21 protein-coding genes are annotated in these 22472 nt (G+C 49.9%); 11 read left to right on the top strand and 10 right to left on the bottom strand.

Features of this window, described 5'->3' with window-relative positions:
* Positions 1-98 precede the first annotated feature (98 nt).
* Positions 99-1817, bottom strand: a complete 1719-nt coding sequence (locus tag BP71_RS23780) for a PHP domain-containing protein (RefSeq protein WP_496383881.1) — start codon at positions 1815-1817, stop codon at positions 99-101.
* Positions 1818-2097: 280 nt separating this feature from the next.
* Between BP71_RS23780 and BP71_RS23775 the strand changes: the two genes are divergently transcribed.
* The 3 genes from BP71_RS23775 to BP71_RS23765 all read left to right on the top strand — a co-directional run bounded on the left by BP71_RS23775 (position 2098) and on the right by BP71_RS23765 (position 4851).
* Positions 2098-3369: an AGE family epimerase/isomerase gene (locus BP71_RS23775; RefSeq protein WP_496383879.1), complete on the top strand. Its 1272-nt coding sequence runs from the start codon at positions 2098-2100 to the stop codon at positions 3367-3369.
* A gap of 157 nt (positions 3370-3526) precedes the next feature.
* Positions 3527-3724, top strand: a complete 198-nt coding sequence (locus tag BP71_RS23770) for a CsbD family protein (RefSeq protein WP_295928044.1) — start codon at positions 3527-3529, stop codon at positions 3722-3724.
* Positions 3725-3849: 125 nt separating this feature from the next.
* A complete protein-coding gene (locus tag BP71_RS23765) occupies positions 3850-4851 on the top strand; it encodes a 3-hydroxyacyl-CoA dehydrogenase family protein (protein ID WP_496383877.1) in 1002 nt (333 codons plus the stop codon).
* Between the two features lie 249 nt (positions 4852-5100).
* Here the strand turns inward: BP71_RS23765 and BP71_RS23760 are convergent, their stop codons facing one another.
* The gene (locus BP71_RS23760) at positions 5101-6351 is read right to left on the bottom strand and encodes an alpha/beta hydrolase family protein (protein WP_496383875.1); all 1251 of its coding nucleotides are present in this window, start codon (positions 6349-6351) and stop codon (positions 5101-5103) included.
* Between the two features lie 171 nt (positions 6352-6522).
* On the opposite strand from BP71_RS23760, the gene BP71_RS23755 reads away from it, so the two are divergent.
* The 6 genes from BP71_RS23755 to BP71_RS23730 all read left to right on the top strand — a co-directional run bounded on the left by BP71_RS23755 (position 6523) and on the right by BP71_RS23730 (position 13120).
* The gene (locus tag BP71_RS23755) at positions 6523-7836 is read left to right on the top strand and encodes a cytochrome ubiquinol oxidase subunit I (protein WP_496383873.1); all 1314 of its coding nucleotides are present in this window, start codon (positions 6523-6525) and stop codon (positions 7834-7836) included.
* Positions 7837-7912: 76 nt separating this feature from the next.
* Complete coding sequence (locus tag BP71_RS23750) at positions 7913-8938, top strand: cytochrome d ubiquinol oxidase subunit II (protein ID WP_496383871.1); 1026 nt, start codon at positions 7913-7915, stop codon at positions 8936-8938.
* 183 nt (positions 8939-9121) lie between these two features.
* Positions 9122-9871: a LytR/AlgR family response regulator transcription factor gene (locus BP71_RS23745; RefSeq protein WP_496383869.1), complete on the top strand. Its 750-nt coding sequence runs from the start codon at positions 9122-9124 to the stop codon at positions 9869-9871.
* Between the two features lie 141 nt (positions 9872-10012).
* Positions 10013-11266 (top strand): L-fucose:H+ symporter permease, encoded by a 1254-nt coding sequence (fucP, locus tag BP71_RS23740; RefSeq protein WP_496383867.1) that lies wholly within the window; start codon positions 10013-10015, stop codon positions 11264-11266.
* A gap of 39 nt (positions 11267-11305) precedes the next feature.
* On the top strand, positions 11306-12094 hold the full coding sequence (locus BP71_RS23735; protein WP_496383865.1) for an SDR family oxidoreductase: 789 nt from the start codon (positions 11306-11308) through the stop codon (positions 12092-12094).
* 12 nt (positions 12095-12106) lie between these two features.
* A complete protein-coding gene (locus BP71_RS23730) occupies positions 12107-13120 on the top strand; it encodes a zinc-binding alcohol dehydrogenase family protein (RefSeq protein WP_496383863.1) in 1014 nt (337 codons plus the stop codon).
* A 3-nt stretch (positions 13121-13123) separates the two neighbouring features.
* On the opposite strand, the gene BP71_RS23725 is transcribed toward BP71_RS23730, so the two are convergent.
* The 8 genes from BP71_RS23725 to BP71_RS23690 all read right to left on the bottom strand — a co-directional run bounded on the left by BP71_RS23725 (position 13124) and on the right by BP71_RS23690 (position 20874).
* Positions 13124-14242, bottom strand: a complete 1119-nt coding sequence (locus BP71_RS23725) for an ABC transporter permease (protein ID WP_496383861.1) — start codon at positions 14240-14242, stop codon at positions 13124-13126.
* Positions 14239-15345 (bottom strand): ABC transporter permease, encoded by a 1107-nt coding sequence (locus tag BP71_RS23720; protein ID WP_496383860.1) that lies wholly within the window; start codon positions 15343-15345, stop codon positions 14239-14241. The genes BP71_RS23725 and BP71_RS23720 overlap by 4 nt, the downstream gene beginning before the upstream one ends.
* Before the next feature lie 2 nt (positions 15346-15347).
* On the bottom strand, positions 15348-16094 hold the full coding sequence (locus BP71_RS23715) for an ABC transporter ATP-binding protein (RefSeq protein WP_496383858.1): 747 nt from the start codon (positions 16092-16094) through the stop codon (positions 15348-15350).
* Positions 16095-16116: 22 nt separating this feature from the next.
* Positions 16117-17025: an ABC transporter ATP-binding protein gene (locus tag BP71_RS23710; RefSeq protein WP_496383856.1), complete on the bottom strand. Its 909-nt coding sequence runs from the start codon at positions 17023-17025 to the stop codon at positions 16117-16119.
* Positions 17025-17960, bottom strand: coding sequence for an HlyD family secretion protein (locus BP71_RS23705; protein ID WP_496383854.1), 936 nt, complete (start codon positions 17958-17960; stop codon positions 17025-17027). The genes BP71_RS23710 and BP71_RS23705 overlap by 1 nt, the downstream gene beginning before the upstream one ends.
* Before the next feature lie 29 nt (positions 17961-17989).
* Positions 17990-19270, bottom strand: a complete 1281-nt coding sequence (locus tag BP71_RS23700) for a TolC family protein (RefSeq protein ID WP_496383852.1) — start codon at positions 19268-19270, stop codon at positions 17990-17992.
* A 52-nt stretch (positions 19271-19322) separates the two neighbouring features.
* Positions 19323-19934 (bottom strand): TetR/AcrR family transcriptional regulator, encoded by a 612-nt coding sequence (locus BP71_RS23695; protein ID WP_496383850.1) that lies wholly within the window; start codon positions 19932-19934, stop codon positions 19323-19325.
* 109 nt (positions 19935-20043) lie between these two features.
* Entirely contained in the window at positions 20044-20874 is an 831-nt protein-coding gene (locus tag BP71_RS23690; protein ID WP_496383848.1) for a helix-turn-helix transcriptional regulator, read from the bottom strand.
* A 76-nt stretch (positions 20875-20950) separates the two neighbouring features.
* Between BP71_RS23690 and BP71_RS23685 the strand changes: the two genes are divergently transcribed.
* Positions 20951-21307, top strand: coding sequence for a hypothetical protein (locus BP71_RS23685; protein ID WP_496383846.1), 357 nt, complete (start codon positions 20951-20953; stop codon positions 21305-21307).
* A 3-nt stretch (positions 21308-21310) separates the two neighbouring features.
* Complete coding sequence (locus BP71_RS23680) at positions 21311-22363, top strand: HTTM domain-containing protein (RefSeq protein WP_496383844.1); 1053 nt, start codon at positions 21311-21313, stop codon at positions 22361-22363.
* The last annotated feature ends 109 nt before the right edge of the window (positions 22364-22472 follow it).

Genomic DNA, 22472 nt, shown 5'->3' with positions numbered 1-22472 from the left:
GTTTAAAGTGTGATACAAAAATAGTTATACTATTTTATACCAACACTACAAAAATAGTATAACTACATTACTATTACACCTTAAAATAGCGAAAAACTCTAAGCCAATTTAGGCAACCGGTTACGCAAATAGGATTCGATCTGTTCAAGGCTCAATGCATTGAACGTCATATCCTTGGTCAAACCGCCTTTGCGGGCATTCGCGACGCCATAGTGCATATCGAGATAACCCTCCATCGCATGTGCATCCGGATTAATACTGAGCATTACACCCTTTTCCATGCAGTGGGAGATCCAGCGCCAGTCCAGATCCAGTCGCCAGGGGGATGCATTGATTTCAACCACCACGTTATACGCTGCGCACGCATCGATAATCACCTTGTGATCAATGGGATAACCTTCACGGGACAACAGCAATCGGCCAGTCGGATGACCAAGGATCGTAGTGTAGGGATTTTCAATGGCGCGCAACAAACGCGTCGTCGCTTTTTCCAACGACATGGTAAGATTGCTGTGCACCGATGCCACGATATAATCGAAAGAGGCCAGCACTTCGGTGGGATAGTCCAGTGAACCGTCGCCCAAAATATCAGATTCGATGCCTTTCAGTATTTTGAATGGTTTCTCAGGATTTTCAGCCGCAAAGCGCGCGTTCAATCTGGCTATTTCCTCATGCTGCCGGATCACCTCTTCTACTTTAAGCCCCTGCGCGTAAGTCGCCGTCTGTGAGTGGTCCGCAATACCGAGGTATTCAAATCCCAGCTCACGGCAGCGGAACGCCATTTGTTCGAGTGAATGCTGACCATCCGAATAGGTACTGTGGTTATGCAGAATGCCTTTCAAATCATCCCATGTAACAAGTTGATCGGGCGAATGCGTCTCCGCCCAGGCAAACTCACCGGCCCCTTCACGCATTTCCGGAACGATATAGGGAAGTCCCGCCTTTTCATATATGGCTTGCTCGCTGTCTGCAGCTTCATAGTACGCATGTTTCCAGATCGTGCTGCCCGACGTCCCTGCCAGCCCCAGGTGATCCGCGCCAGCGGTTTCCAGGAAGAGCTCATTGATCATCCGCTCCGGCTTCACTGCGACAATTTCGACTGCCACTGCCACATCCCGAATATGTCCGCGCCAGACAAACGGAGACGATGATTTCTCGTCCTGAAGCAGGAATTCGATCTCGCCGATCGTACTCTGCATAAGTGCGGGCGAGTCGGTACCCACCACAATGCGGATCGTGTCGACGACTTCTGACTTTCTACGGATGTCGCCCGCAGCCTCTACCTGCTCAAAGGTCTTTTTCAGCTCCTGTACAATCACATTCGCCACCGATTCGGCCTTATCCATTCTGAGCTTCCCGGCCTGATCTTTCAGAAATGCCAGTGAATCCAGGATCTTCTGCTGCGTGTTGGCACCAAAGCCTTTTACTTTGGCAACCGTTCCGTTCAGGCAAGCCAGTTCGAGTTCGTGTAAGTTATCGATTCCCAGCTCTTTCCATAGCACAGCGATTTTTTTGGGCCCTATGCCTTTGATATTGAACATCTCCATCACACCCAACGGCGTGTTACTGATGAGTTCTTCCAACTCGGGGAAAGTGCCGGTCTTCGCGATCTGCATGATCTTACCTGCCGTACTTTTCCCAACCCCCTGCAATTTGACAAGCTCTTGCTCGGTCATATACTGAAGTTCGCCCTCCTTGTATTTATCAAGGTAAAAAGCCGCCACAGCGTATCCTTTGACTTTGAAAGGGTCTGCATTGTGCAGTTCAAGGAGTTTAACCGTCAGTTCGAGGATCTCGACTATTTCCGAATTGCTCATAAGGATTGGGATTAATGAATTCTTCGCGAATTACGAAGTATGCGTCAGCATTTGCAAATCAAAGCAGGCCGGGGACGGTATAATCCCGTCAAGTAGTTATACCATCGTCTCGCCTTAATTGGAAAATACGGGCCGGAAAACAGACGTTGGCAAGACACAAAAAGGAATATTGTTCCATAAAAAATATTTATAATGATAACCCCGGACCCGATAGCCGGGAACAGTACCATCCGAGTACTATCCATTAACCATTTTAAACTCTGAACCATTTCCAAAACCAATGAATGCAGATCAATTGAAAAGTTACCGCGAGGAAATCCGCCAGCACCTCACCAATGAATTGCTACCCTTTTGGGAAAACCGGTGCGTGGACAAAGAAAACGGCGGCTTTATCACCCATTTCGACAATGCAGGCCATGATTCGGGCGAAGACGAAAAATCACTGATCGCGCAGACCCGCACGGTTTATACTTTCTCATCTGCTCACCGGGCAGGTTATGGCGACGGCCGCTACGCCGCAATCGCGAGCCACGGGGTAGATTTCCTGATCAACAAAATGTGGGACAAGGAGCATGGCGGTTTTTACTGGCTGATGGATCGCAAGGGGGATGTCAAAATCGATGAAAAAATAGTCTATGGCCATAGTTTCGCCATATATAGTCTTGCCGAATATACCCTTGCGACCGGCGACCCGCGCGGGCTTGAATACGCTGAGAAAGTTTTCGATCTGCTGCAAAAGCATGGTGCAGACACCTACTATGGCGGGTACTTCGAAATGTTCCACCGCAACTGGGATCTGAAAGGGCCGGGTGCAGCCGGCGGCGACCGCAAGACCCTCGACGCGCACATGCACCTGATGGAGGCGTTCACTACATTGTATGAAGCAAGCGGTAAGCAGGTCCATCGCCGCAAGCTGATCGAGATCATCCGTTTGCTGATCACCAGGATCATGCATCCACAGTACAAAACAGGCATTCCGCAGTTCTGGGAAGACTGGACAGTTGCCCCGCAAATCAAATTCGACATCATCTGGGGCTGGGACCGCTTTACGGAAGACGGCCTGAAAAGCGCTGCAGAAGACAATACCAGCTATGGTCACAATGTGGAATTCGCATGGCTGCTCATGCACGCGCTGGATATCGCAGGCATTCCTTACGACGAATACCAAGACCAGCTCAGAGCCTCTTTTGACCACGCCGTAGAACACGGCATCGACTGGGAATATGGAGGGGTGTATGTGGAAGGTTCACACGCGGGGGAAGTGTACGACCGTGAAAAAGAGTTCTGGCAACAGGCCGAAGTCATCATCGGGATGCTCGACGCGTATCGCATTTATGATGAAGAGAAATACCTTAAAGCCTATGACGCGACGCACCGGTTCGTGTTTGATCACATGATCCACAAGTCGGTAGGCGAATGGCTCCCGTTGCTTACTCGCCAGGGCGAACCGATCTGGAAGCACATGAGCCACTCCTGGAAGGTCAATTACCATTCGGTGCGCTCGATGGTACAGGGGATCGTCCGCCTGAACAAGCTGATCGGCGACCGCTAGTTTTGTAAGGATTTGGACGTTCCGGGTAATTTTTTGCTCATCGACAATCGTCCTGCGGTGTTACAGCGCCCGGTGAGAAGTGGAACGGTTCTTGAAAGGGATAATGTAAAACAGCGCTTCCAAAAGCGCCATTATCAAATTTAAAAACCACACAATCATGAGCGCATTCACACAACAAGTCAAAGGAAACTGGAACGAACTTAAAGGAAAGTTCAAGCAACAATATGCTGACTTGACCGATGACGACCTGCTGTATGAAGAAGGAAAAGAAGATGAACTTCTTGGAAAAATTCAGAAAAAGATCGGCAAAACCAGAGAGGAAGTAGAGAGCGAAGTTGAAAGCTGGTCACGCTAAATCTAACACAGGTCGATATAAAGCCCCGGGAACATTGGTTCCGGGGCTTTTTTTGTAGTAGGACACACCCGGAACGCTCTTTCCATTTATATTTCCTCAAACAAATCCTGATCCCTTTTTCTAAGATGAACCCAAATGAAATCCCCGTCGGCATTGTTGGTTTAGGTTTAATGGGCTGCAGTATCGTAACCTGCCTGCTCATTGCCGGGCATCCGGTTGTGGCTGTGGCGCCGGTAAGCGCCGACCTCGACCATGCGGAGCGGCGCATCCGCGAACATTTGCAGACCGCCTGGCAGAACGGCATTGTGGACAATGAGCCCGATTACTACCTCCGCAGGCTGGTCATTACCGAAGACTACGCACTACTATATCCCTGCAAGCTCGTCAACGAATGCACGATCGAGAATATCGACATTAAAAACACGGTTTATCAGAAAATAGAAAAGGAAATCGCCGCTGATGCATTGCTGACCAGCAACACTTCCGCCATTCCGATCAGCCAATTACAAAAGTTAACACAATATCCGTCGCGCTTCCTCGGCCTGCATTGGACGGAGCCCGCACACACGACCCGCTTTCTGGAAATCATCTGCGGCGACGAGTCCGACATCCAAAATGGCGAATACCTGTACGAACTATCCCATTTATGGGGTAAGGAGCCCATTCTGGTTCGGAAGGACATTGCCGGCTTCATCACCAACCGGCTCATGTACGCCATGTACCGGGAGGCCATCAGCCTCGTCGAAAATGGCTATGCGACCATCGAAGACGTGGACCGCTCGTGCAGAAACAATGCCGGCTATTTCATGACGCTCGTCGGCGTGTTCCGCTGGATGGACCTGACTGGCGTTCCGGCCTATCACACTGTGATGAAAAACCTGCTGCCTACGCTAAACAACAGCACCGAAGTTCCCGAACTGATCGACAAAGTCGTGCGGGAAGGCGGTAAAGGTATCCTCAATTCCCATGGCTTTTACGAATATGAACCCGGCGAAGCGGAAGTGTGGGAGGAGACATTCAAGGAATTCACTTACGACATCCGCGAGCTTGCGTTGAAATACCCGGCTGACGTTGTAAAACGGCGATTGGCTGAGAAGCGTGAAGTGAATGGAAACGAAGAAGTTTAGCAATTACTTCGGAGGAAACTTCTTATAGATATCGCCGCGGGATTGGATCGTTATGATCGCAACGATCGTCTCTTTTTCAGAGAAAAATTAGATGCGGGCATTCCCACCTTATCGGCGGTACAAGTATTTCTGTAACCCGACTGGTCGATCAGTGCCCCGAGACATCATCTGAGTTCCTTATAGTCTTCGATGATCCCAAGCATGTTCTTAGTTATCACAAAAAATAGCAAATAAAAATCAACCTAATCGCTAATTCGGCTTTCCATCCGTCAAATACACGGTGGTCCCCGAAACACCATTCACGTCTTTCAAATAGAAAAATGCATACTTATAACCTCCTGCCGGAATGGATTGGGCGATTGTCTGCGTATCTGTATTGATTGTAGCGGGAACATGCTGCCAAACACGGTGCTCGTTGTCGGAGGTAGTGTCGTTGGTGTAATAAAACTCAGCGGACGCTAGCTGTTTGCCTGGCGCGGGTTTCAGCACCGCAGTAAGCTGATTTTTGTCCAATGCAATGGCCATGATCTCAACGAACGGTCTCGGATTACCATTTAACGCACCATCGAAGAAGGTACGAATCTCGACAGGCGCCCAGCCGTCTTTGTGGCTGTGGGGCATGTCGGGAATAATGCAGATTTGCCTATTGCTGCTCAATTCATAGGTTTTAATGTACGGGCCCACATTATAATGCTTGTCTTTATTCCCATTTATGAAATACATAAAAGGCTTGGAAAAACGCAGATAAACCGACGGATCGAAAAACCTCATCCACCGCGCCTTCGCTGCGGGCGACAGTGCGTTCAGATTCTGTTTAAACACATCGGATTCGTCGTAAAAGCCACAACCATAAACCGGAGCTGCGGCGATGAAACGACTGTCGAGGCTGGCGACGAGGCAGGTAAGGTAGCCGCCCCAGCTAATGCCCGTCACGCCCGTCCGGAGCGGATCAATCTCGGGGAAACTTAGCAATAGCGAATGCGCCAGAATGGAGCTGGCGACGGCATGATAGGTCCAGACATTTTTAAGATTACCTTTTTCTATGTTCTGAAACTTGTTTTCATTAGACTGCTCCGGTCCGGGCTGTCCGACCTTCTGACCGTCGCCGCCATTACCCGATAAATCCATCGCGATGGCCGCATAACCCTCATTCGCCCACTTTTCCACCCATTCACGAAACGCTTTGCCACCACCGCCATGTATCAATACCAGGCCTGGAAACTTCTGATTTCCCGCTGGCCTGCCGGCCACCATGTCCGGATTGGAATAGTAAGCAAAAACTTCCGTCGGCTTTCCTTCGAAATCGACGCTCTTGTACAGTAGCGACCGTACGGCACCTGTACTGTCGAGCCAGCGGAACTGCGGGCCTTTGCTGAGCTCGTTCAGGTCCCAGAGGAGGCTATCCACCTTGATGTGCCTGGAATCTATAAGCCAGGGTTGCTTGACCTGTGCGTGGGCCCCTCCGCCCAGTAATAGCAGTATGGCAATGATTTTTTTCACCCTGTTCATGATTGTTTTTAACGCTTGAAACATTTTGATAAAAAAAGGCCGGAAACCTGATCATTTTAGTGCAAATGATGGTTCTTCTAAAAAGACTTCCTTAGTTTTGAAATACCCTTGGCAGCTGTTCCTAACCCGGAAAACGATATTTTTTCAGTAAATCTATTTCCCATGAACGACTTCATTGCCGCCAGATCCCAAATGGCCCTCTCCCTGGGTTTTCATATCATATTTTCATGCATCGGGATGGTCATGCCATTCTTTATGGCCGTCGCCCATTACTATTACCTCAAAACCGGTCAGCCCGTCTATAAAAACGTTACGAAGGCATGGAGCAAAGGGGTGGCTATTTTCTTTGCAACCGGCGCCGTATCGGGAACTGTGCTTTCTTTCGAGCTGGGGCTTTTGTGGCCCGGATTTATGAAACACGCCGGTCCCATTTTCGGAATGCCGTTTTCCCTTGAAGGAACGGCATTTTTTATTGAAGCGATCGCCCTGGGCTTTTTCCTTTATGGGTGGGGCCGCTTCAATCCATGGTTCCACTGGTTCACCGGCGTCGTAGTGGGTGTCAGCGGCCTGGCATCCGGGATACTTGTAGTCGCAGCCAATGCCTGGATGAACAGCCCCGCCGGCTTCGACTATGTGAATGGGCAATATCTCAACATCGATCCCATTGCTGCCATGTTCAACGATGCGTGGTTTTCACAAGCCTTGCACATGACGATCGCAGCGTTCGCAGCCACGGGCTTCGCGGTAGCCGGTGTGCACGCGTTCATGATCCTGCGTGGTAGTAATGTGCTTTTTCATACTAAATCATTCACAATCGCGGCGGTGTTCGGCTGCGTAGCCGCATTGGTCCAGCCGCTGAGCGGAGATATTTCCGCCAAGGATGTGGCCATCCGGCAGCCGGCCAAGCTGGCAGCAATGGAAGCGCATTTCCATACCGAAAAGTCGGCCTCACTCCTGGTAGGCGGTATTCCGGATGAGGAACGGCAGGAAGTGGATCTGGCGATCAAACTGCCCGGTTTTCTGAGTTTTCTCGCCCATGGCAATTTCAAAGCGGAAGTAACAGGCCTTGACCGCATTCCAAAGGAAAATCATCCGCCGGTAGCCATCACACATTATGCATTCCAGGTGATGGTGGGAATGGGTATGACCATGATGCTCATCGCCGTGCTCTATTTTACCGCATTGTGGAAAAAGCGTACGTGGTTGCAGAAAGCATGGCTGCTGAAACTGTTCGCGCTGGCTACGCCCTTGGGTTTTATCGCGGTAGAAGCCGGGTGGACAGTCACAGAAGTAGGCAGGCAACCCTGGATCATCTACGGTGTCATGCGCACTGCAGATGCCGTCACCCCAATGCCCGGCGTTGCCTATTCATTCTATCTTTTTTCCGCCATTTATGCCTCGCTGGCCATTTTCGTAGTGTTCATGCTCTACCGCCAGATCAAAATGGTCGGGGAGCTTTATGATCACAATGATTGAATGAAATTGCTTTCATCCCGGTTTCGACGGTAATCCTGCTCCTATTCCAAAGATATTCACTCATTCAAAATTAACAATGCTCTACATCGTCATCACCTACCTCTGGGCGTCCATTCTGCTTTATCTGCTCCTGGGCGGGGCAGATTTTGGCGCGGGGATTATTGAGCTTTTTACGTCTCAAAAAAACAAGCAGGTTACCCGCAAAACACTTTACTCGGCCATCGGACCGATCTGGGAAGCCAACCATATGTGGCTGATCATTGCGATTGTGATCCTTTTTGTGGGGTTTCCTGTGATTTATGCCACGATGTCGGTTAACCTGCATATTCCCCTGACAATCATGCTGATCGGCATTATAGCACGGGGCACCGCCTTCACGTTCAGGCATTACGATGCGGTTGTCGACGATATGCAGCATCTTTATAATACCATATTCGCCATTTCCAGCTTCACTACCCCGCTTTTTTTGGGCATTATCGCCGGCAGCGCCGTTTCCGGCCATATCGACCCGACTGCTAAGTCATTTGCTGATGCCTATGTTTTCAGCTGGCTGCATTGGTTTTCGATCACCGTCGGCCTGTTCACCGTCTCGATCTGCGGTTTTCTTGCCTCTGTGTATCTGATCGGCGAAACCCAGGTCGAGCATGAACGGTTGCGTTTTGCCCACAAGGCCCAGTTCTTCAACATAGCCGCTGTGATCTGCGGAATATTGGTTTTTGCCGCTGCCTGGTATGAGCGTATCCCGCTTATCGATTGGGTTTTCGGAAACTGGGTTGGCCGGATCGCCATCCTGTCGGCCACCTTGTCGCTGGTGTGGATGTGGGTGCTGCTGTACAGGGGAAAGATCTCTTTGCTTCGCCCGCTGGCTGGTTTCCAGGTAACGATGATCCTCCTGACGACGACTTTCAGGCATTTCCCCAACATTGTCATACTGAAAGGAGGCGGCTACCTGTCTCTGACCGAACATGCCGGTCAGGGAAAAACCATTCAGGCGCTGGCCATGGCACTACTGCTCGGCAGCCTCCTTATTCTTCCTGCCCTGTTTTATTTAATTTACAGTTTCCAGAAAAAACCGCTTGCGTACGGCAGCGAGCCACATTGAGCACTCCAACCGCGGTCTTGAGCACCCAAATCCGGCCACTTTGCAGGAAATTAGGTAATCCTTTTGATAATCATTTGACTCCATTCGGACATTGAAATACGTTGCTTCGTAAGCCTTATCATATTTTGTGAGAGAAATCACAACAGAGATATCCTCTACAACGGGTTTTCAATCCAAATGCATATGATAAGAGCCTTGATCATTGACGATGAGCCCAGAGCGAGAAATGTGCTTCATCAGTTTATCGTCAACTTTGTGCCTGAAATCACAGAAATACGATCTGCAGGATCAGCAGAAGAAGCCAGGGCGATTCTGGAATTTTATCAGCCCGAAATTGTGTTCCTCGATGTCGAAATGCCTTATGAATCCGGGTTTGACTTTCTCCTGTCTCTGACCAGTCCTCAATTCGACGTCATCTTCACCACCGCATACAACCAATACGCGATCCAGGCGATACGGTTCAGCGCGCTCGACTATCTTTTGAAACCCATTTGCCCGGACGACCTCCACGAGGCTGTGAAACGCCATCTGACAAATCAGGAAACCTTCCGTCAAACCCAGCTGCTTTATGAAAACCTGGCCACCAATATCGAGAAAAGGGATATAAATGATTACAGGCTTGCAGTACCGTCCAGTGAGGGTGTTTTCTTCTTCATGATCCACGACATTCTGCGCCTTGAAGCCGACCGTAACTACACAATCATCCACCTGCGTGGCAAGCGTCCCTTCATTGCAAGCAAAACCCTCAAACACTTCGAGGAAACGCTTGAAAAATTCCGGTTCGTCCGCACACATAAATCTCATCTGGTCAATCTCGACCACATTGTCCGGATCAGCAATAACAATGAATTTATTATCCTTTCCGACGGCTCCAAAATCGAGGTATCACGAAGAAAAAAGGAAGAAGTTCAGCAACAACTCAACATCCACTGATGCCGTCTGTGCCAGCTCGTTAATGCAAAAGGCCTGAATTTCGATTTGGTTAAAAACAACATCTTCGCAAAAAAATATAATTCCTTTGCATTGTTTTGTTTTACTTTACAACCGTTCCAAATTCTATTAAACCTGACCTTTATGACCGATCGTAAAACGCGGCTGGCTGTCATCCTTATTACATCACTGTTTTTCCTCTGGGGTTTTGCCCTCAATCTGAACCCGATCCTCATCCCGCACCTGAAAAAAGCCTGTCAGCTCAGCGACTTTCAATCCGCACTCATCGATTCGGCATCCTACATTGCCTACTTTCTCGTCGCGCTGCCTGCTGGTCTGTTCATGAAAAAATACGGCTACAAAGCAGGTATTGCACTGGGATTGCTGCTGTTTGCAACCGGGGCTTTTCTCTTCTACCCGGCGGCTGAAATACGGCATTTCGGTTTTTTCCTGTTTGCCTTATTTGTGATCGCCAGCGGTCTGACGATGCTGGAAACCGCGGCAAATCCCTACATTACCGTCCTGGGCGACGCCGACTCTGCAACCCAACGCCTCAATTTTGCACAATCATTCAATGGGCTCGCGGCATTCCTTGCCCCGCTGATGGGAGGCAAGTTTATCCTTTCGGGTAAAACACTGACCGATACAGAGCAACAGGCCATGTCACCGGACCAGCTGAACAGTTATCTGAACGAAGAAGCCTCTTCAGTGCAGATCCCGTTTATACTGATCGGATTGGTGGTGTTGATCGTCGCCGTAATGATCTGGCGGACTTCACTTCCGGAAATAAAAGGCGAGGACGAGCCTCAACAGAAAGCAAATGGCTCAATCTGGGGCGAAAAGAACCTCATATTGGGCACCACAGCACAGTTCTTTTACGTCGGCGCACAGGTTTGCATCAGTAGCTTCTTTATTCGTTTTGCGGATAAGGTGGCAGGTATCGACGAAAAAACCGCTGCTTACCTGCTCTCCGGCGCATTGCTGGCTTTTATGATCGGCCGTTTTATTGGAACCTATCTCATGCGTTTTGTTGCGCCATCGCGACTGCTGGCACTTTACAGCATTATCAACATTGTGCTCCTGGTGATTGCCGTCCTGACGGAAGGAATGTTCTCCGTATATGCGTTGGTAGGCGTGGAGTTCTTCATGTCGATCATGTTCCCGACCATCTTCGCGCTGAGTATCCGCGGACTGGGCGAGAAAACCAAAATCGGTTCCTCGCTCGTGATCATGTCGATCGTCGGCGGTGCATTTTTCCCGGTAATTATGGGTCAGGTGTCCGATATTTCGTCCATCCAGACAGCCTACATAGTCCCTGCCGTTTGTTTTTTCGTAGTACTATACTTCGCGATCCGGAACAGTTCAGTGAAAAGTGTTACACTAAGCACTTCGCATTAAGGCATATTTAGTTCATTGCAAAGCTTATATCAATCAATAATGGATTTACAACTTCAGAATAAAGTGATCATTGTCACCGGTGGCGCCAAGGGGATCGGTGAAGGTATTGTGCAGGTACTCGCATCGGAAGGTGCTATTCCTGTCATTGTGGGAAGAAATGCAGCGGATAACCAAAAGGTGGTCGATGAACTGGCTGCGCAAGGCAAAGAATCATTTCAGGTCCCGGCTGAACTGACCACGCCCGAAGCATCCGAAAAGGCGGTAAATGCAGTGCTGGAAAAATACGGCCGCATCGACGGGCTGGTCAACAATGCGGGCGTCAATGATGGAGTGGGCCTCGAAAATGGCAGCTATGAGGGCTTCGTAGCCTCATTGCACAAAAATGTCGTGCACTATTACCTGATGGCGCATTATGCGCTCCCTGCCCTAAAGGCTTCGAAAGGATCTATTGTGAATATCAGTTCCAAAACGGCCGACACCGGCCAGGGAGGAACCTCAGCCTATGCTGCTTCCAATGGCGGTCGCAATGCGCTTACCCGGGAATGGGCAGTGGAATTGCTCAAATATGGCATCCGCGTCAACTCCGTGATCGTAGCTGAATGCTGGACGCCCCTGTACGAAAAGTGGATCGAGACTTTACCTAATCCGAAAGAAAAGCTGGAATCCATTGTAGCCAATATCCCGTTCGAAAACAGGATGACCACAGCGGAAGAAATCGCCAACATGACCGTTTTCCTCCTTTCACAAAGATCCAGCCATACAACCGGCCAGCTGATTTATGTCGACGGTGGCTACGTCCACCTCGACCGCGCACTCGCCAACTCCTGAAACCTATTTGCAATGGAAGTACTCGTTTGCACCACACCAGGCAGTTTTTCATACGAACAAACTGAACAGCCGGTAGCCACACCTGGCCATACGCTCATTAAGATCCGCAGAATAGGCATTTGCGGTACCGACCTTCATGCATTTGAAGGCACTCAGCCTTTTTTCAACTATCCCAGGATCCTGGGCCATGAACTGGCAGGAGAAATCGTCGAGACCGACGCACCAGGTTTCCAATCCGGCGAGGCGGTCACATTTGTGCCTTACTTCAACTGCGGAAAATGCGTGGCCTGCCGGAACGGAAAGCCCAACTGCTGCACCAGTTTAAAAGTCTCGGGTGTGCATATCGACGGAGGAATGGTAGAATACCTTTCGGTCCCCTCCTACTCGCTCGTACACGGCGATGGCCTCAGCTTCGATGAGCTTGCGCTCGTAGAACCGCTCGCGATAGGCGCGCATGGCGTCAGACGTGCGGACGTACGTAAGGACGAGATGGTCCTCGTGGTCGGCGCAGGCCCGATCGGCCTTGGTGCGATGAAGTTTGCCCGCATTGCAGGAGGGAGGGTCATTGCGCTGGATATCAATGACGGCCGGCTTGATTTCTGCCGCGAACGCATCGGCGTGGAATATACCGTTAATGGCCTCACCGAAAACGTTATGGACCGTCTTATGGAAATTACCAATGGCGACATGCCTACGGTGATCATCGACGCCACCGGCAATCTGCGGGCCATCAATACTGCATTCGGATACCTCGCGCATAGCGGGAAATATGTGCTGGTAGGCCTGCAAAAAGGCGAAATCAGTTTCAGTCACCCTGAATTTCACAAGCGGGAAGCGACTTTGATGAGCAGCCGGAATGCGACCAGGGCCGATTTCGAGCACGTCATCCACAGCATGAAAAATGGCCTGGTCGATCCGAAAACCTATATCACTCACCGGGTCGCATTCGGGCAGGTGAAGGAGGAATTCGAAAGCTGGCTCGATCCCGCGAATGGGGTCATCAAGGCGATGGTCGAGATCGGTTGATCGTCAGTTGGTTTTTTTGTAATTCAAAACGGCCCAGCCATTCAGGACCAGGGCCATCAGGCTCACAATACCCAGATGCGGCAGCACATCCGAAAAACCGCTGCCTTTGAGAATAACCATCCGCATGACCTCGATCATGTATCGCACCGGATTGAACCACGTGATCACTTTTGCCCATTCTGGCATGCTATCGATAGAGGTAAATAGTCCACCCAGCAGTATAAATAGCATCATGAAAAAGAACATGATGAACATCGCCTGCTGCTGGGTGTCACAAAATGTCGAAACCAGCAGCCCGAAACCCAGCACCGTCAGCAAGTAGACGGAAATGAAGACATAAAGCACCACCAGGCTTCCCACAGGAACTATCCCATACACAAACCGCGCAAGGAGGAGACCAATCGTAAAGACGATGTTGGCCAATACCCAGAACGGGATCAGTTTTCCCAGGATAAAAATGTGCTTCCTGATCGGCGTCACGTTGATCTGCTCGATTGTGCCGATCTCCTTCTCCCTCACAATATTCAGAGCCGACAGAAAACCTCCCACCATGGTCACCAGGATCGCAAGAATGCCCGGAACAATGAAGATCTTGTAATTCAGGATCGGGTTGAACCAATTGGAAGGGACTACATCGATGACCGGAAACTGGCTGAACCGCGGTGGCAGAACCAGCTGCATACGGATATCTGCATTGAAATCTCCGATGATGCTCCCCAGGTAAGAACCTCCCAGGCTCGCTTTGGTACCATTGATCGCATTGACGGCAACAAACAGCTTCTGCTCATCTTCCCGGATCAGGTTTTTCTCAAAACCTTGCGGGATTTCGAGGATCAGGTCTGCCTGGTCCGATTCGATCAACCGGAGCGCTGCCCTGAAAGAATCATTGTAACCGCTTAATCTGAAATAGCCGGAAGCGATCACTTTGGAGATCAGCTTCTGCGAGTAGGTTGATTTGTCATGGTCGACTACCGACAAATTGATGTTCCTCACTTCATAATCCGCCGCGAGCGGCATCAGGATCAGCTGTACCATCGGCATGAAGAAGATCAGCGCGACAATCGATTTGTCCCGGAAGATCTGTTTGAATTCTTTACGCAGCAAAAATCTTAAAGTCCTCATTGCAACCGAATTTTGAAACTTTTCAAACTAATAGCCAGCAGGAAAACCGTCATCCCAAACAGGATCAGCGTTTCTTTCCACAACGCATGCAAACCCAAACCCTTGATCATGATCGATTTGACGATCACGTAAAACCATTTGGACGGCACTATATTCGAGATGATCTGCAAGGGCACCGGCATATTTTCGATCGGAAACAAGAATCCGCTAAACATCATTGTCGGCAGCAGCATTCCCATCAGGGAAATGAGCATGGCGATCTGCTGGGATTCGGTTTTGATAGAAATGAATATTCCCAATGCAAGGCAGGTGATGATAAACAATGTACTTTCTGCAAACAGCAACGGCAGACTCCCCTTTACCGGCAAATCCAATACAAAAACGCTCAGAAACAGGATCGCGCTCACATTTACCAGCGACAGGATGAGATATGGAAATGCTTTGGCAAAAATCACGAGCACCGGTTTAAACGGGGATACCAGCAAAATCTCCATCGTTCCGGTTTCCTTCTCCCGCACAATGGCAATAGCGGTCATCATCACCGATACGAGCATCAATACCAGCGCCATTACGCCGGGAACAAACCCGTGAGCACCTTTCAACTGCGGGTTATAGAGCATCCTCGTCTCCGGAATAATGCGGTAGGGCATATCGAGGCTCCCGTTCACCTGGTTCTGATAATCCCGGATAATGGCAGATAGATAGCTGGTGATCATATTGGCGGTGTTGATGTCCGTCGCGTCGGTAATAATCTGGATCTGCGCCCTGTTGTTATGCAGCAAATCGTTATTGAAATGCGCCGGGAATACCAGTACTGCTTTGATTTTGCCTTTCCGAAAAGTCCTCAGGATCTCCTGGTGACTCAGCGCGGCCTGGCGGATGTTGAAATACCGGCTTGCACCGATGCGCGTGATCAACTCCTGCGAGGCATCATCCCGGGCATAGTCCACCACCAGGATTTCGGAGTCCTTCACCTCATTGGTTAGTGCGAAACCAAAAATCAGTATCTGGGCAACGGGCATACCGAACAGGATCAGCAACGTCCGTCGGTCACGCAGTACATGGAAAAACTCTTTCCTGACAAATGCGATGAATTGTTTCATGACTAATCTCCTCTTTTGGCACCGCGGGCCAGTTGGTAAAAAACTTCATCCATCGATCGCACGCCGAATCGGGCTTTCAGATTTGCGGGTGTGTCTACTACCTCCATTTTCCCGTCAACCATAATGGATATACGGTTGCAGTACTCGGCTTCGTCCATATAATGTGTCGTCACAAATACGGTAATCCCACGGTCCGCAGCTTCGTAGATCAAGTCCCAGAACTGCCGCCTGGTCACCGGATCGACACCGCCGGTCGGTTCATCCAGAAAAACAATCCTCGGCTCGTGCAGCACAGCGACGGAAAACGACAATTTCTGCTTCCATCCCAACGGCAGGGAGGCCACCAGCTTGTTGGCTTCGCTTTTCAGGCCCAGTCGGTGCAACAATTCCTGCGTCTTCGCTTCGATCTGCTGATCCGAAAGTCCGTAGATCCCGCCAAAAAATTCGATATTCTCCAGCACGGTCAGGTTTTCGTACAGCGAGAATTTCTGGCTCATATACCCGATGTTCCTCTTAATCTGTTCGGTTTGGGTATATACATCATATCCCGCAATGGAAGCCTTCCCGGAAGTGGGAGCAGACAGCCCGCACAACATGCGCATCGCGGTCGTTTTTCCGGCGCCGTTGGCTCCCAGAAAACCGAAGATTTCGCCTTTGTTGACGTCAAAAGTTATTTCGTTGGCAGCCGTAAAATCCCCGAAACGCTTGGTGAGCCTTTCACAGATAATCACTTTGTCATCCTGCATCATATCTTTTCAGCCTAAGCCGCTTTTAGTTCAATAACTGGATAAATGAATCCTCGATCGTGGCAGTAATGCGCTTCACTTCCACACCTGGAAGTCCCTGCTCTTCGAGGTACTGTTCTAATGTCGCCGGATCCGGTACATTCCTGAAAGTGGCATGTGCGTACTCCCCGAACGCGTAGCTTCGCTGTACGTCGGGATGCGCCTCCAATAGCCGCAGCAAACGGTACATTTCTTTGCTCCGGATCGCGAAAAGCGGCTCGGGATAACTCCCTACAATGTTTTCAGGGGTATCGATCGAAAGGATCCGCCCGCCCTGTATCAGGGCAATGCGGTCGCAAAGCGAAGCCTCATCCATATAGGGCGTCGAAACGACGATGGTGATGTGCTGTTCTTTCAACCTTTTGAGCATTTCCCAAAACTCTTTCCGCGAAACCGGGTCGACACCGGTGGTCGGCTCGTCGAGAAACAGGGTAGTCGGCTTGTGGATCAATGCGCAGCATAATGCGAGCTTTTGCTTCATTCCGCCCGAGAGTTTCCCCGCACGGCGTGTTTTGAACGGTTCGATCTGCACATAAATGTCCTTGATCAGGTGATAATTTTCTTCGATAGTCGTTCCGAACACCGTGGCAAAGAAATTCAGGTTTTCCTCGATCGTCAGATCCTGATAGAGCGAAAACTTGCCGGGCATATACCCTACCGAACTCCTGATCTTCCGGAAATCATTCACGATATCGTAACCATCCACACTCGCATTGCCACTATCGGGCAAAAGCAGGGTCGTCAGCATTCTGAAAATACTGGTCTTGCCTGCTCCATCCGGCCCTATCAGCCCGAAAAGTTCTCCCTGGCCGACGGTAAGCGAGACATTGTCTACCGCCGTGGTCTTTTCCTTCCCGTACGTTTTCGTCAGGTTATTGACAATGATTGCTTCCATTATTTCAGCACTACTTCTCCATACATCCCGATTTTGAGCAAACCATCATTTTTGACACGGATTTTCACCGCATACACCAGGTTAGCGCGCTCGTCTTTGGTCTGGATCGTCTTCGGCGTAAATTCAGCCTTATTACTGATCCACTCGATGGTTCCCGGCAATTCGCGGTATTTCCCACCGGCATCGTCCACCAACACTTTCACCGGTTGATTGAGCCTGATCCCTGGCAGCTGATCGCCCGTCACGTAGGCGCGCAGGATCAGCGTCGATAAATCCGCGATCTTGTAGAGTGGCTTACCAGCAGAGGCGACTTCATTCGCTTCAGCGTACTTGGTCAGCACGGTGCCATTCACCTCATTGACTATTTTGGTTTTGGCCAATTGATCGCTGGTCTGCTCGATCTGCACATACAGCGGCAGCACATCGCCCCGCAATCCGGAAGTCTGTGTTCTCAAAACAGAGGTCTGCGCGGCATCCTGTTTTCTGATCACGTCCAGCTGTTTTTGCAGCTCCTCCACCTGCGCATTGATGTCATCCAGTTGCTTGGGTGTCGCGGCATCGGCTTTCAGCAGGTTTTGGATCCGCTTTTGCTCGTGGAGGAGATTGTCCAGTCTTACCTGCGATACAGCGATCTGCTGTTTATAGACATTCGTTTGAGCAATTATATCGGGTACGCGGCTACCCGTGGCCCGGATCTGCGCTTCAAGCTGCTTCTTTTTTAGAAATAACTGGAGACTGTCAATATACCCGACAGTCTGGCCGGCTTTCAGCGCCTGCCCTTCTTCCAGGTTCAGTTGAATAATCCTTCCCGTGGCTTCGGCCGAAACGATCGTTTCTACCGCCTCGAACGTCCCCGAAGCATCATATGGGTTTTCCTTCCCGTTGCAGGCCGTCAAAGCCACACCCAAAGCAATCAGATAAGCATATGTTTTCATGTAAAATGGAATTTGTATCGATGTATGATTTATTCTATGGACTGCCCCATCGTTGTGTTCAGGCTGTACTGGGCCATCAGCAGTTGAATTTCGTGCAGTATCTTGCTGAGTCTGGCCTGATCCTCAGCATTCACTTCACGGAGGTAATCATTGGTGTTGATCACCCCATTTTCCAGTTGGGCGGCGGCCGTGACTTTGACTCCTTCCCGCAAGGCAATGATCTCGTCGTCGGTATCCAGTAACTGCCGGTACTTGTCGACGTCCGCAGACTGTTGCCGGACCGTCAGGTTGGTATTATATACGAATGTCTCCCTTTGCAACCGGATCGATTCCCGGTTGTTTCTGATCAGTTCACGGTCCTTTTTCGCGGTATATAGCCCCGACAACGACCAGTTCAGCCTGACGCCCGTCACATAGTAAGGATCAAAGCCATTACTCAGGATATTCAATGCGGGCCTTCCAAAACCACCCTGAAAGAAAAAGTTAAGGCGTGGCCGGTTCTTCACGTTGAGCAGCTCAGACTGGATATCCAGGTTCTTATTCTGAACGTCGTATAATTTGAGTTCCGGGCGACTGATCTCGGCTGCGACCGTCATGGCTACCGGTTTTTCAAGAACGGCCGTTTCATCCAGTGGTTGATTGATCAGCAACCCCAGCATAGCGACATATGCCTTGCGATTCGACCTCAGATCGGTATCGCGCTGTTCGGCTTTGAGCAGCTCCGCCCTCAGGGAATTGGCATTACTCCTGAATGCAGTTCCATTGTCGATCAACGCCTGTACTTTTTTGATACCCAGCGCAATGTCCTTTTTCAAAAGTTCATTCTGCCGGAGTTGCTCATCCAGCGTCAGCACTCCAAAGAACAATTGATTGACCCGCTCATTCAGCTTGTACAGTTCCACTTCCAGTTTCTGTGACTCTACCGCAGCATTAACCTCATGCGAGCGTACCTGTGTACGCACCTGCCCGCCATCGTAAATCACCTGATTTATCTCTCCCAACAGCTTATACTGGTCTTTATTGAGCGTCGGGAACTCCACGCCCGGAACTGAAACAGGCAGTTTAAACTCCGTCACCGCCGATTGATAGGTGGCCTGTCCCTGGACTGAAAACTGTGGCAGATATGCCTTGGCAGCATTTTCAACAGAATAGTCCTTCGTCTTCGCAATAAGGTCGAATTGGCGGATCATCGGATAATTTTTGCGCGCCAGTTCGTACGCCTGTCGGATCGTGAGCGTCTGCGCCTGTGCCTGCGATACCAGCACCAGGCAGCCCAACATCCAAATCACTTGTGTAACCCGGTTAATCATTTTATTTATTCGTTTTATTTAATCATTTGATTAATTACAGTTCAAAAAAATTTCAAGTTTGATCCAGCATCATTTTAATCCATCCCGGAATAAGTTTTTTCCGCTGTTCCATCATGGCATAGTAAACCTCTTCATTGCCCGTAATGGGTTGCAGCACAGGCTTCGCCACAAAGGGAAAAAGCGTCATACCCAGCAAATTCATCAAAAAATGGAACGGGCTGATATCACTGCGGCGCTCTTTGAGCTGCTTGATGAAAACCGACTCTGTCAGGAGCTTTCTGGCCTGAAAGCGATTCGACAGTTGCTCCGGATTGTTGCGTATCTCGCTCAACACAAAAATGGGCAGGTCCGGATTTTTCAGCAGCATGCTGATGTAATTTTCGGTGATCTTGTCCAGCTTTTCATCCAGCGTTGTTCCAGCGTCGTTCAGGATTGGCGCGAGCACCCCGAACAACTTTTCGATACGCTCCGCCATCACGATCTGGAAAAGTTTCTCCTTGCTCCTGAAATAATAATTCAGTAATGCCAGGTTAATCCCCGCCTCTTCCGCAATATCCCTCGTACGCGCATTGCCATATCCCTTTTTTGTAAATACAATGCTAGCCGCCTCCTTGATTTTCTCTTCGGTACTGAGATCTATTTCTGCCTTTCCAACTTTCGCCATGCCATGAATTCTTTGAACGTTTCAAAGGTAAAGTGGATTTTTGATTTATACAAAATATTTAATCAAATGATTAAATATTTTGTATAATTTTGATTCTTATCGTCATTAGCTAGCCATTCGTCATACAGAAACCATCCTGCTCATTCATTTTCATGAACTTCCGGGGAGCCATACCGGTGTAGTACCTAAAATCCTTGATCAGGTGGCTTTGGTCGTGGTACCCGTGCATCTCTACCAGCATCGCCCAGTCGACTGCCGTCTCCGGTTGCATTGTCAGCAGGAACCGGAGTATTTCCTTAAACCGCAGGAAACGGATCAGCTCTTTGGAGGTATATCCGGTGTACTTCCTGAACCGCCCCTGGACCGTGCGCTCGGTAATACCGTGCTGCCGGGCTATGGCTTTCACCGGACTGGCGTGCAGGTTATGAAAACTGCCCGCCGCATCGAGCAACGGCAGTGAATCCGGTTCATTTCCGAGAAGATTAGCCAGCAGGTACGCATTCAGCCAGTCGATTCTGGCACTCGATGCCAGCGAAGCCATCGTAGTCCACATCCTCTCCAATCGTTCCTGGTGGTTCGCAACAACATCCTTGGACACGATATTGTCCTTAAAATCGTCCATCGGCACTGAAAAGAAACGATAGAAGCCATTCATTGTAAAATTCAGGATCAGCAGATCGGCGCTTTCCGTTAATTCATAGTTCAGCATTCTGCGCAACGGGCCAAAAACCTCCGTTGCCTTCACCGCACGCCGCCCGATCTGCACCTCTCCGAACGAAAAAAACACGGGCGCGCCGAAGTTGAACACCAGCATCATTTCCAGATTCGGCGATAGGTGATATGTCTTTTTCCCATGATCCGCGCCAGTTTCAATCAGGTAGAAATGACTGAGCACCCCGTTTAGCCGCGAATCTGCTTTTTCTCTGTACCCGGTTTCCATTTCCGATTATAATTTTCTTAACTTTTACTCCACATCAGCCATTCACCTCCTTTGCCTGTAAATCTACTTAAGATCCATGACTTCCTTTTCCGCCAAAAGATGGCTACCAGGTATTCTGTTTCTTTCTGTACAGCTCATTAATACCATTTATGAGCTTACCCGGGATACTAGGACCATGTCCTGGGCTCCCCACACCACGCAGGTCCACTATCAGATCGATGTTTTCCGGGATGGTAAAAGCTGGGGCCGGGAAGCTGTGGAAGCCCGCTACCGGATTGCGCAAACGCAGTGGGAAAGCCATTCGGAAGGCAATTTGTCGCGCCTGGTCCGATCCGTAGAACAAAAAATGAAGGATCATCCCGACAGCGTCATGATTCGCTATCGCCGGAATAACGGTCCGGAAAGGATTTATCTCTGGAAAGCCAGTCTGTAAGCCATGCGCCATCTCAATCCTTTTTATATCCTTGGAAAAGCTGTGCCGCCAGAATTGGTGCTCGCAGCCCGGCTTCTTTCCGTATACCTTCTCCTCAGCCGTGAGCATCCTTTCAACGGCAATCAGGGTTCAGGCAGGTTCTATCCTCTGATTGATATACTGGACAAAATAGGGACCGATACACAGTTCAACCAGGGTGTTCAGGCACTATTTCTGGGAAGCATCGGTCTGCTGTTATTTTCATCATACGTACGTACGGCCGCGTTCGGAGTGGGACTTTCCTTCGCAACGGGCATCCTGTCCTGCCAGACCTGCATATCGGTAGCCCATATGTTTACGGGCTGTGTTTTTTTGTGCACATCGTTCAGCAATGCCGAAACGGGGACAGGCCTGATCCGCTTTCAGCTGGTCGTGCTGTATCTCGGCGCGGATCTTAACAAAGTATTCGACCAGGATTGGTGGACAGGTACGAGTATTGAAACGCTTCTGATCGCAAAGCATCAGATTCCCGCCTACATACGGGTTGCGCGGTTACTCCCTCCCTTTCTACTTTCCCAGGTGATTGGCATCAGCATTATCCTGCTGCAGATGGGCATCGCCGCATTGCTTTGCAGGCGAAGTACCGTGGCCTATGCCATGCTGCTTGCCCTGGTGCTGCATTTGCCGATGGTTATCCTGATGCAAATGACTTTCGGTCCGTTCCTTTTTGCGTTGGTAACCGCCTATGGGTCGTTGCTCGCATGGCGGCGACAAATCGTCTGCAACCCCCATTTGCACAGCGCTTTCCTTGTGGGACTACTCACCCGCGTGGACTACAACCATCAGGTAGTTCCATGTTCTATGGAGACAGGCCCTGATTCCGTCCGAAAATGGATCCGAACCGGTCTTGATTTCGTCTCTCATCCGCTAATCCTGTTATTTCTGGCGCTGCTATCGGCCGCAATGGTGCGTTATGGCAAACTTCTCCCGCTTTGCGCGCTTGTCCTGACGGGGTACTACCTATACGTATGGCCCCGGCGTAAATCCGTGAGCTCCGTGCAGGCAGCGTCCGCCTGATCCCGGCCCGAACCATTTTTAGTTTGAACTTCTCTTGGAAAACCTGTTGAAATATTAATTACCCTCGTAATTTTGTGGTTGCTTTGACCTGAACTATATATTCAAAGCA

The organism is Dyadobacter ginsengisoli DSM 21015 (assembly GCF_059568735.1).
The sequence above is the reverse complement of the archived record's forward strand: the minus strand, read 5'-3'. Positions and strand labels throughout refer to the sequence as shown.

Bases quoted from the DNA above. Each gene is read 5' to 3' on its own strand.
- BP71_RS23780 (WP_496383881.1), bottom strand. From the start codon at position 1,817: ATGAGCAATTCGGAAATAGTCGAGATCCTCGAACTGACGGTTAAACTC.
- BP71_RS23775 (WP_496383879.1), top strand. From the start codon at position 2,098: ATGAATGCAGATCAATTGAAAAGTTACCGCGAGGAAATCCGCCAGCAC.
- BP71_RS23770 (WP_295928044.1), top strand. From the start codon at position 3,527: ATGAGCGCATTCACACAACAAGTCAAAGGAAACTGGAACGAACTTAAA.
- BP71_RS23765 (WP_496383877.1), top strand. From the start codon at position 3,850: ATGAACCCAAATGAAATCCCCGTCGGCATTGTTGGTTTAGGTTTAATG.
- BP71_RS23755 (WP_496383873.1), top strand. From the start codon at position 6,523: ATGAACGACTTCATTGCCGCCAGATCCCAAATGGCCCTCTCCCTGGGT.
- BP71_RS23750 (WP_496383871.1), top strand. From the start codon at position 7,913: ATGCTCTACATCGTCATCACCTACCTCTGGGCGTCCATTCTGCTTTAT.
- BP71_RS23745 (WP_496383869.1), top strand. From the start codon at position 9,122: ATGATAAGAGCCTTGATCATTGACGATGAGCCCAGAGCGAGAAATGTG.
- fucP (WP_496383867.1), top strand. From the start codon at position 10,013: ATGACCGATCGTAAAACGCGGCTGGCTGTCATCCTTATTACATCACTG.
- BP71_RS23735 (WP_496383865.1), top strand. From the start codon at position 11,306: ATGGATTTACAACTTCAGAATAAAGTGATCATTGTCACCGGTGGCGCC.
- BP71_RS23730 (WP_496383863.1), top strand. From the start codon at position 12,107: ATGGAAGTACTCGTTTGCACCACACCAGGCAGTTTTTCATACGAACAA.
- BP71_RS23725 (WP_496383861.1), bottom strand. From the start codon at position 14,242: ATGAGGACTTTAAGATTTTTGCTGCGTAAAGAATTCAAACAGATCTTC.
- BP71_RS23720 (WP_496383860.1), bottom strand. From the start codon at position 15,345: ATGAAACAATTCATCGCATTTGTCAGGAAAGAGTTTTTCCATGTACTG.
- BP71_RS23715 (WP_496383858.1), bottom strand. From the start codon at position 16,094: ATGATGCAGGATGACAAAGTGATTATCTGTGAAAGGCTCACCAAGCGT.
- BP71_RS23710 (WP_496383856.1), bottom strand. From the start codon at position 17,025: ATGGAAGCAATCATTGTCAATAACCTGACGAAAACGTACGGGAAGGAA.
- BP71_RS23705 (WP_496383854.1), bottom strand. From the start codon at position 17,960: ATGAAAACATATGCTTATCTGATTGCTTTGGGTGTGGCTTTGACGGCC.
- BP71_RS23700 (WP_496383852.1), bottom strand. From the start codon at position 19,270: ATGATTAACCGGGTTACACAAGTGATTTGGATGTTGGGCTGCCTGGTG.
- BP71_RS23695 (WP_496383850.1), bottom strand. From the start codon at position 19,934: ATGGCGAAAGTTGGAAAGGCAGAAATAGATCTCAGTACCGAAGAGAAA.
- BP71_RS23690 (WP_496383848.1), bottom strand. From the start codon at position 20,874: ATGGAAACCGGGTACAGAGAAAAAGCAGATTCGCGGCTAAACGGGGTG.
- BP71_RS23685 (WP_496383846.1), top strand. From the start codon at position 20,951: ATGACTTCCTTTTCCGCCAAAAGATGGCTACCAGGTATTCTGTTTCTT.
- BP71_RS23680 (WP_496383844.1), top strand. From the start codon at position 21,311: ATGCGCCATCTCAATCCTTTTTATATCCTTGGAAAAGCTGTGCCGCCA.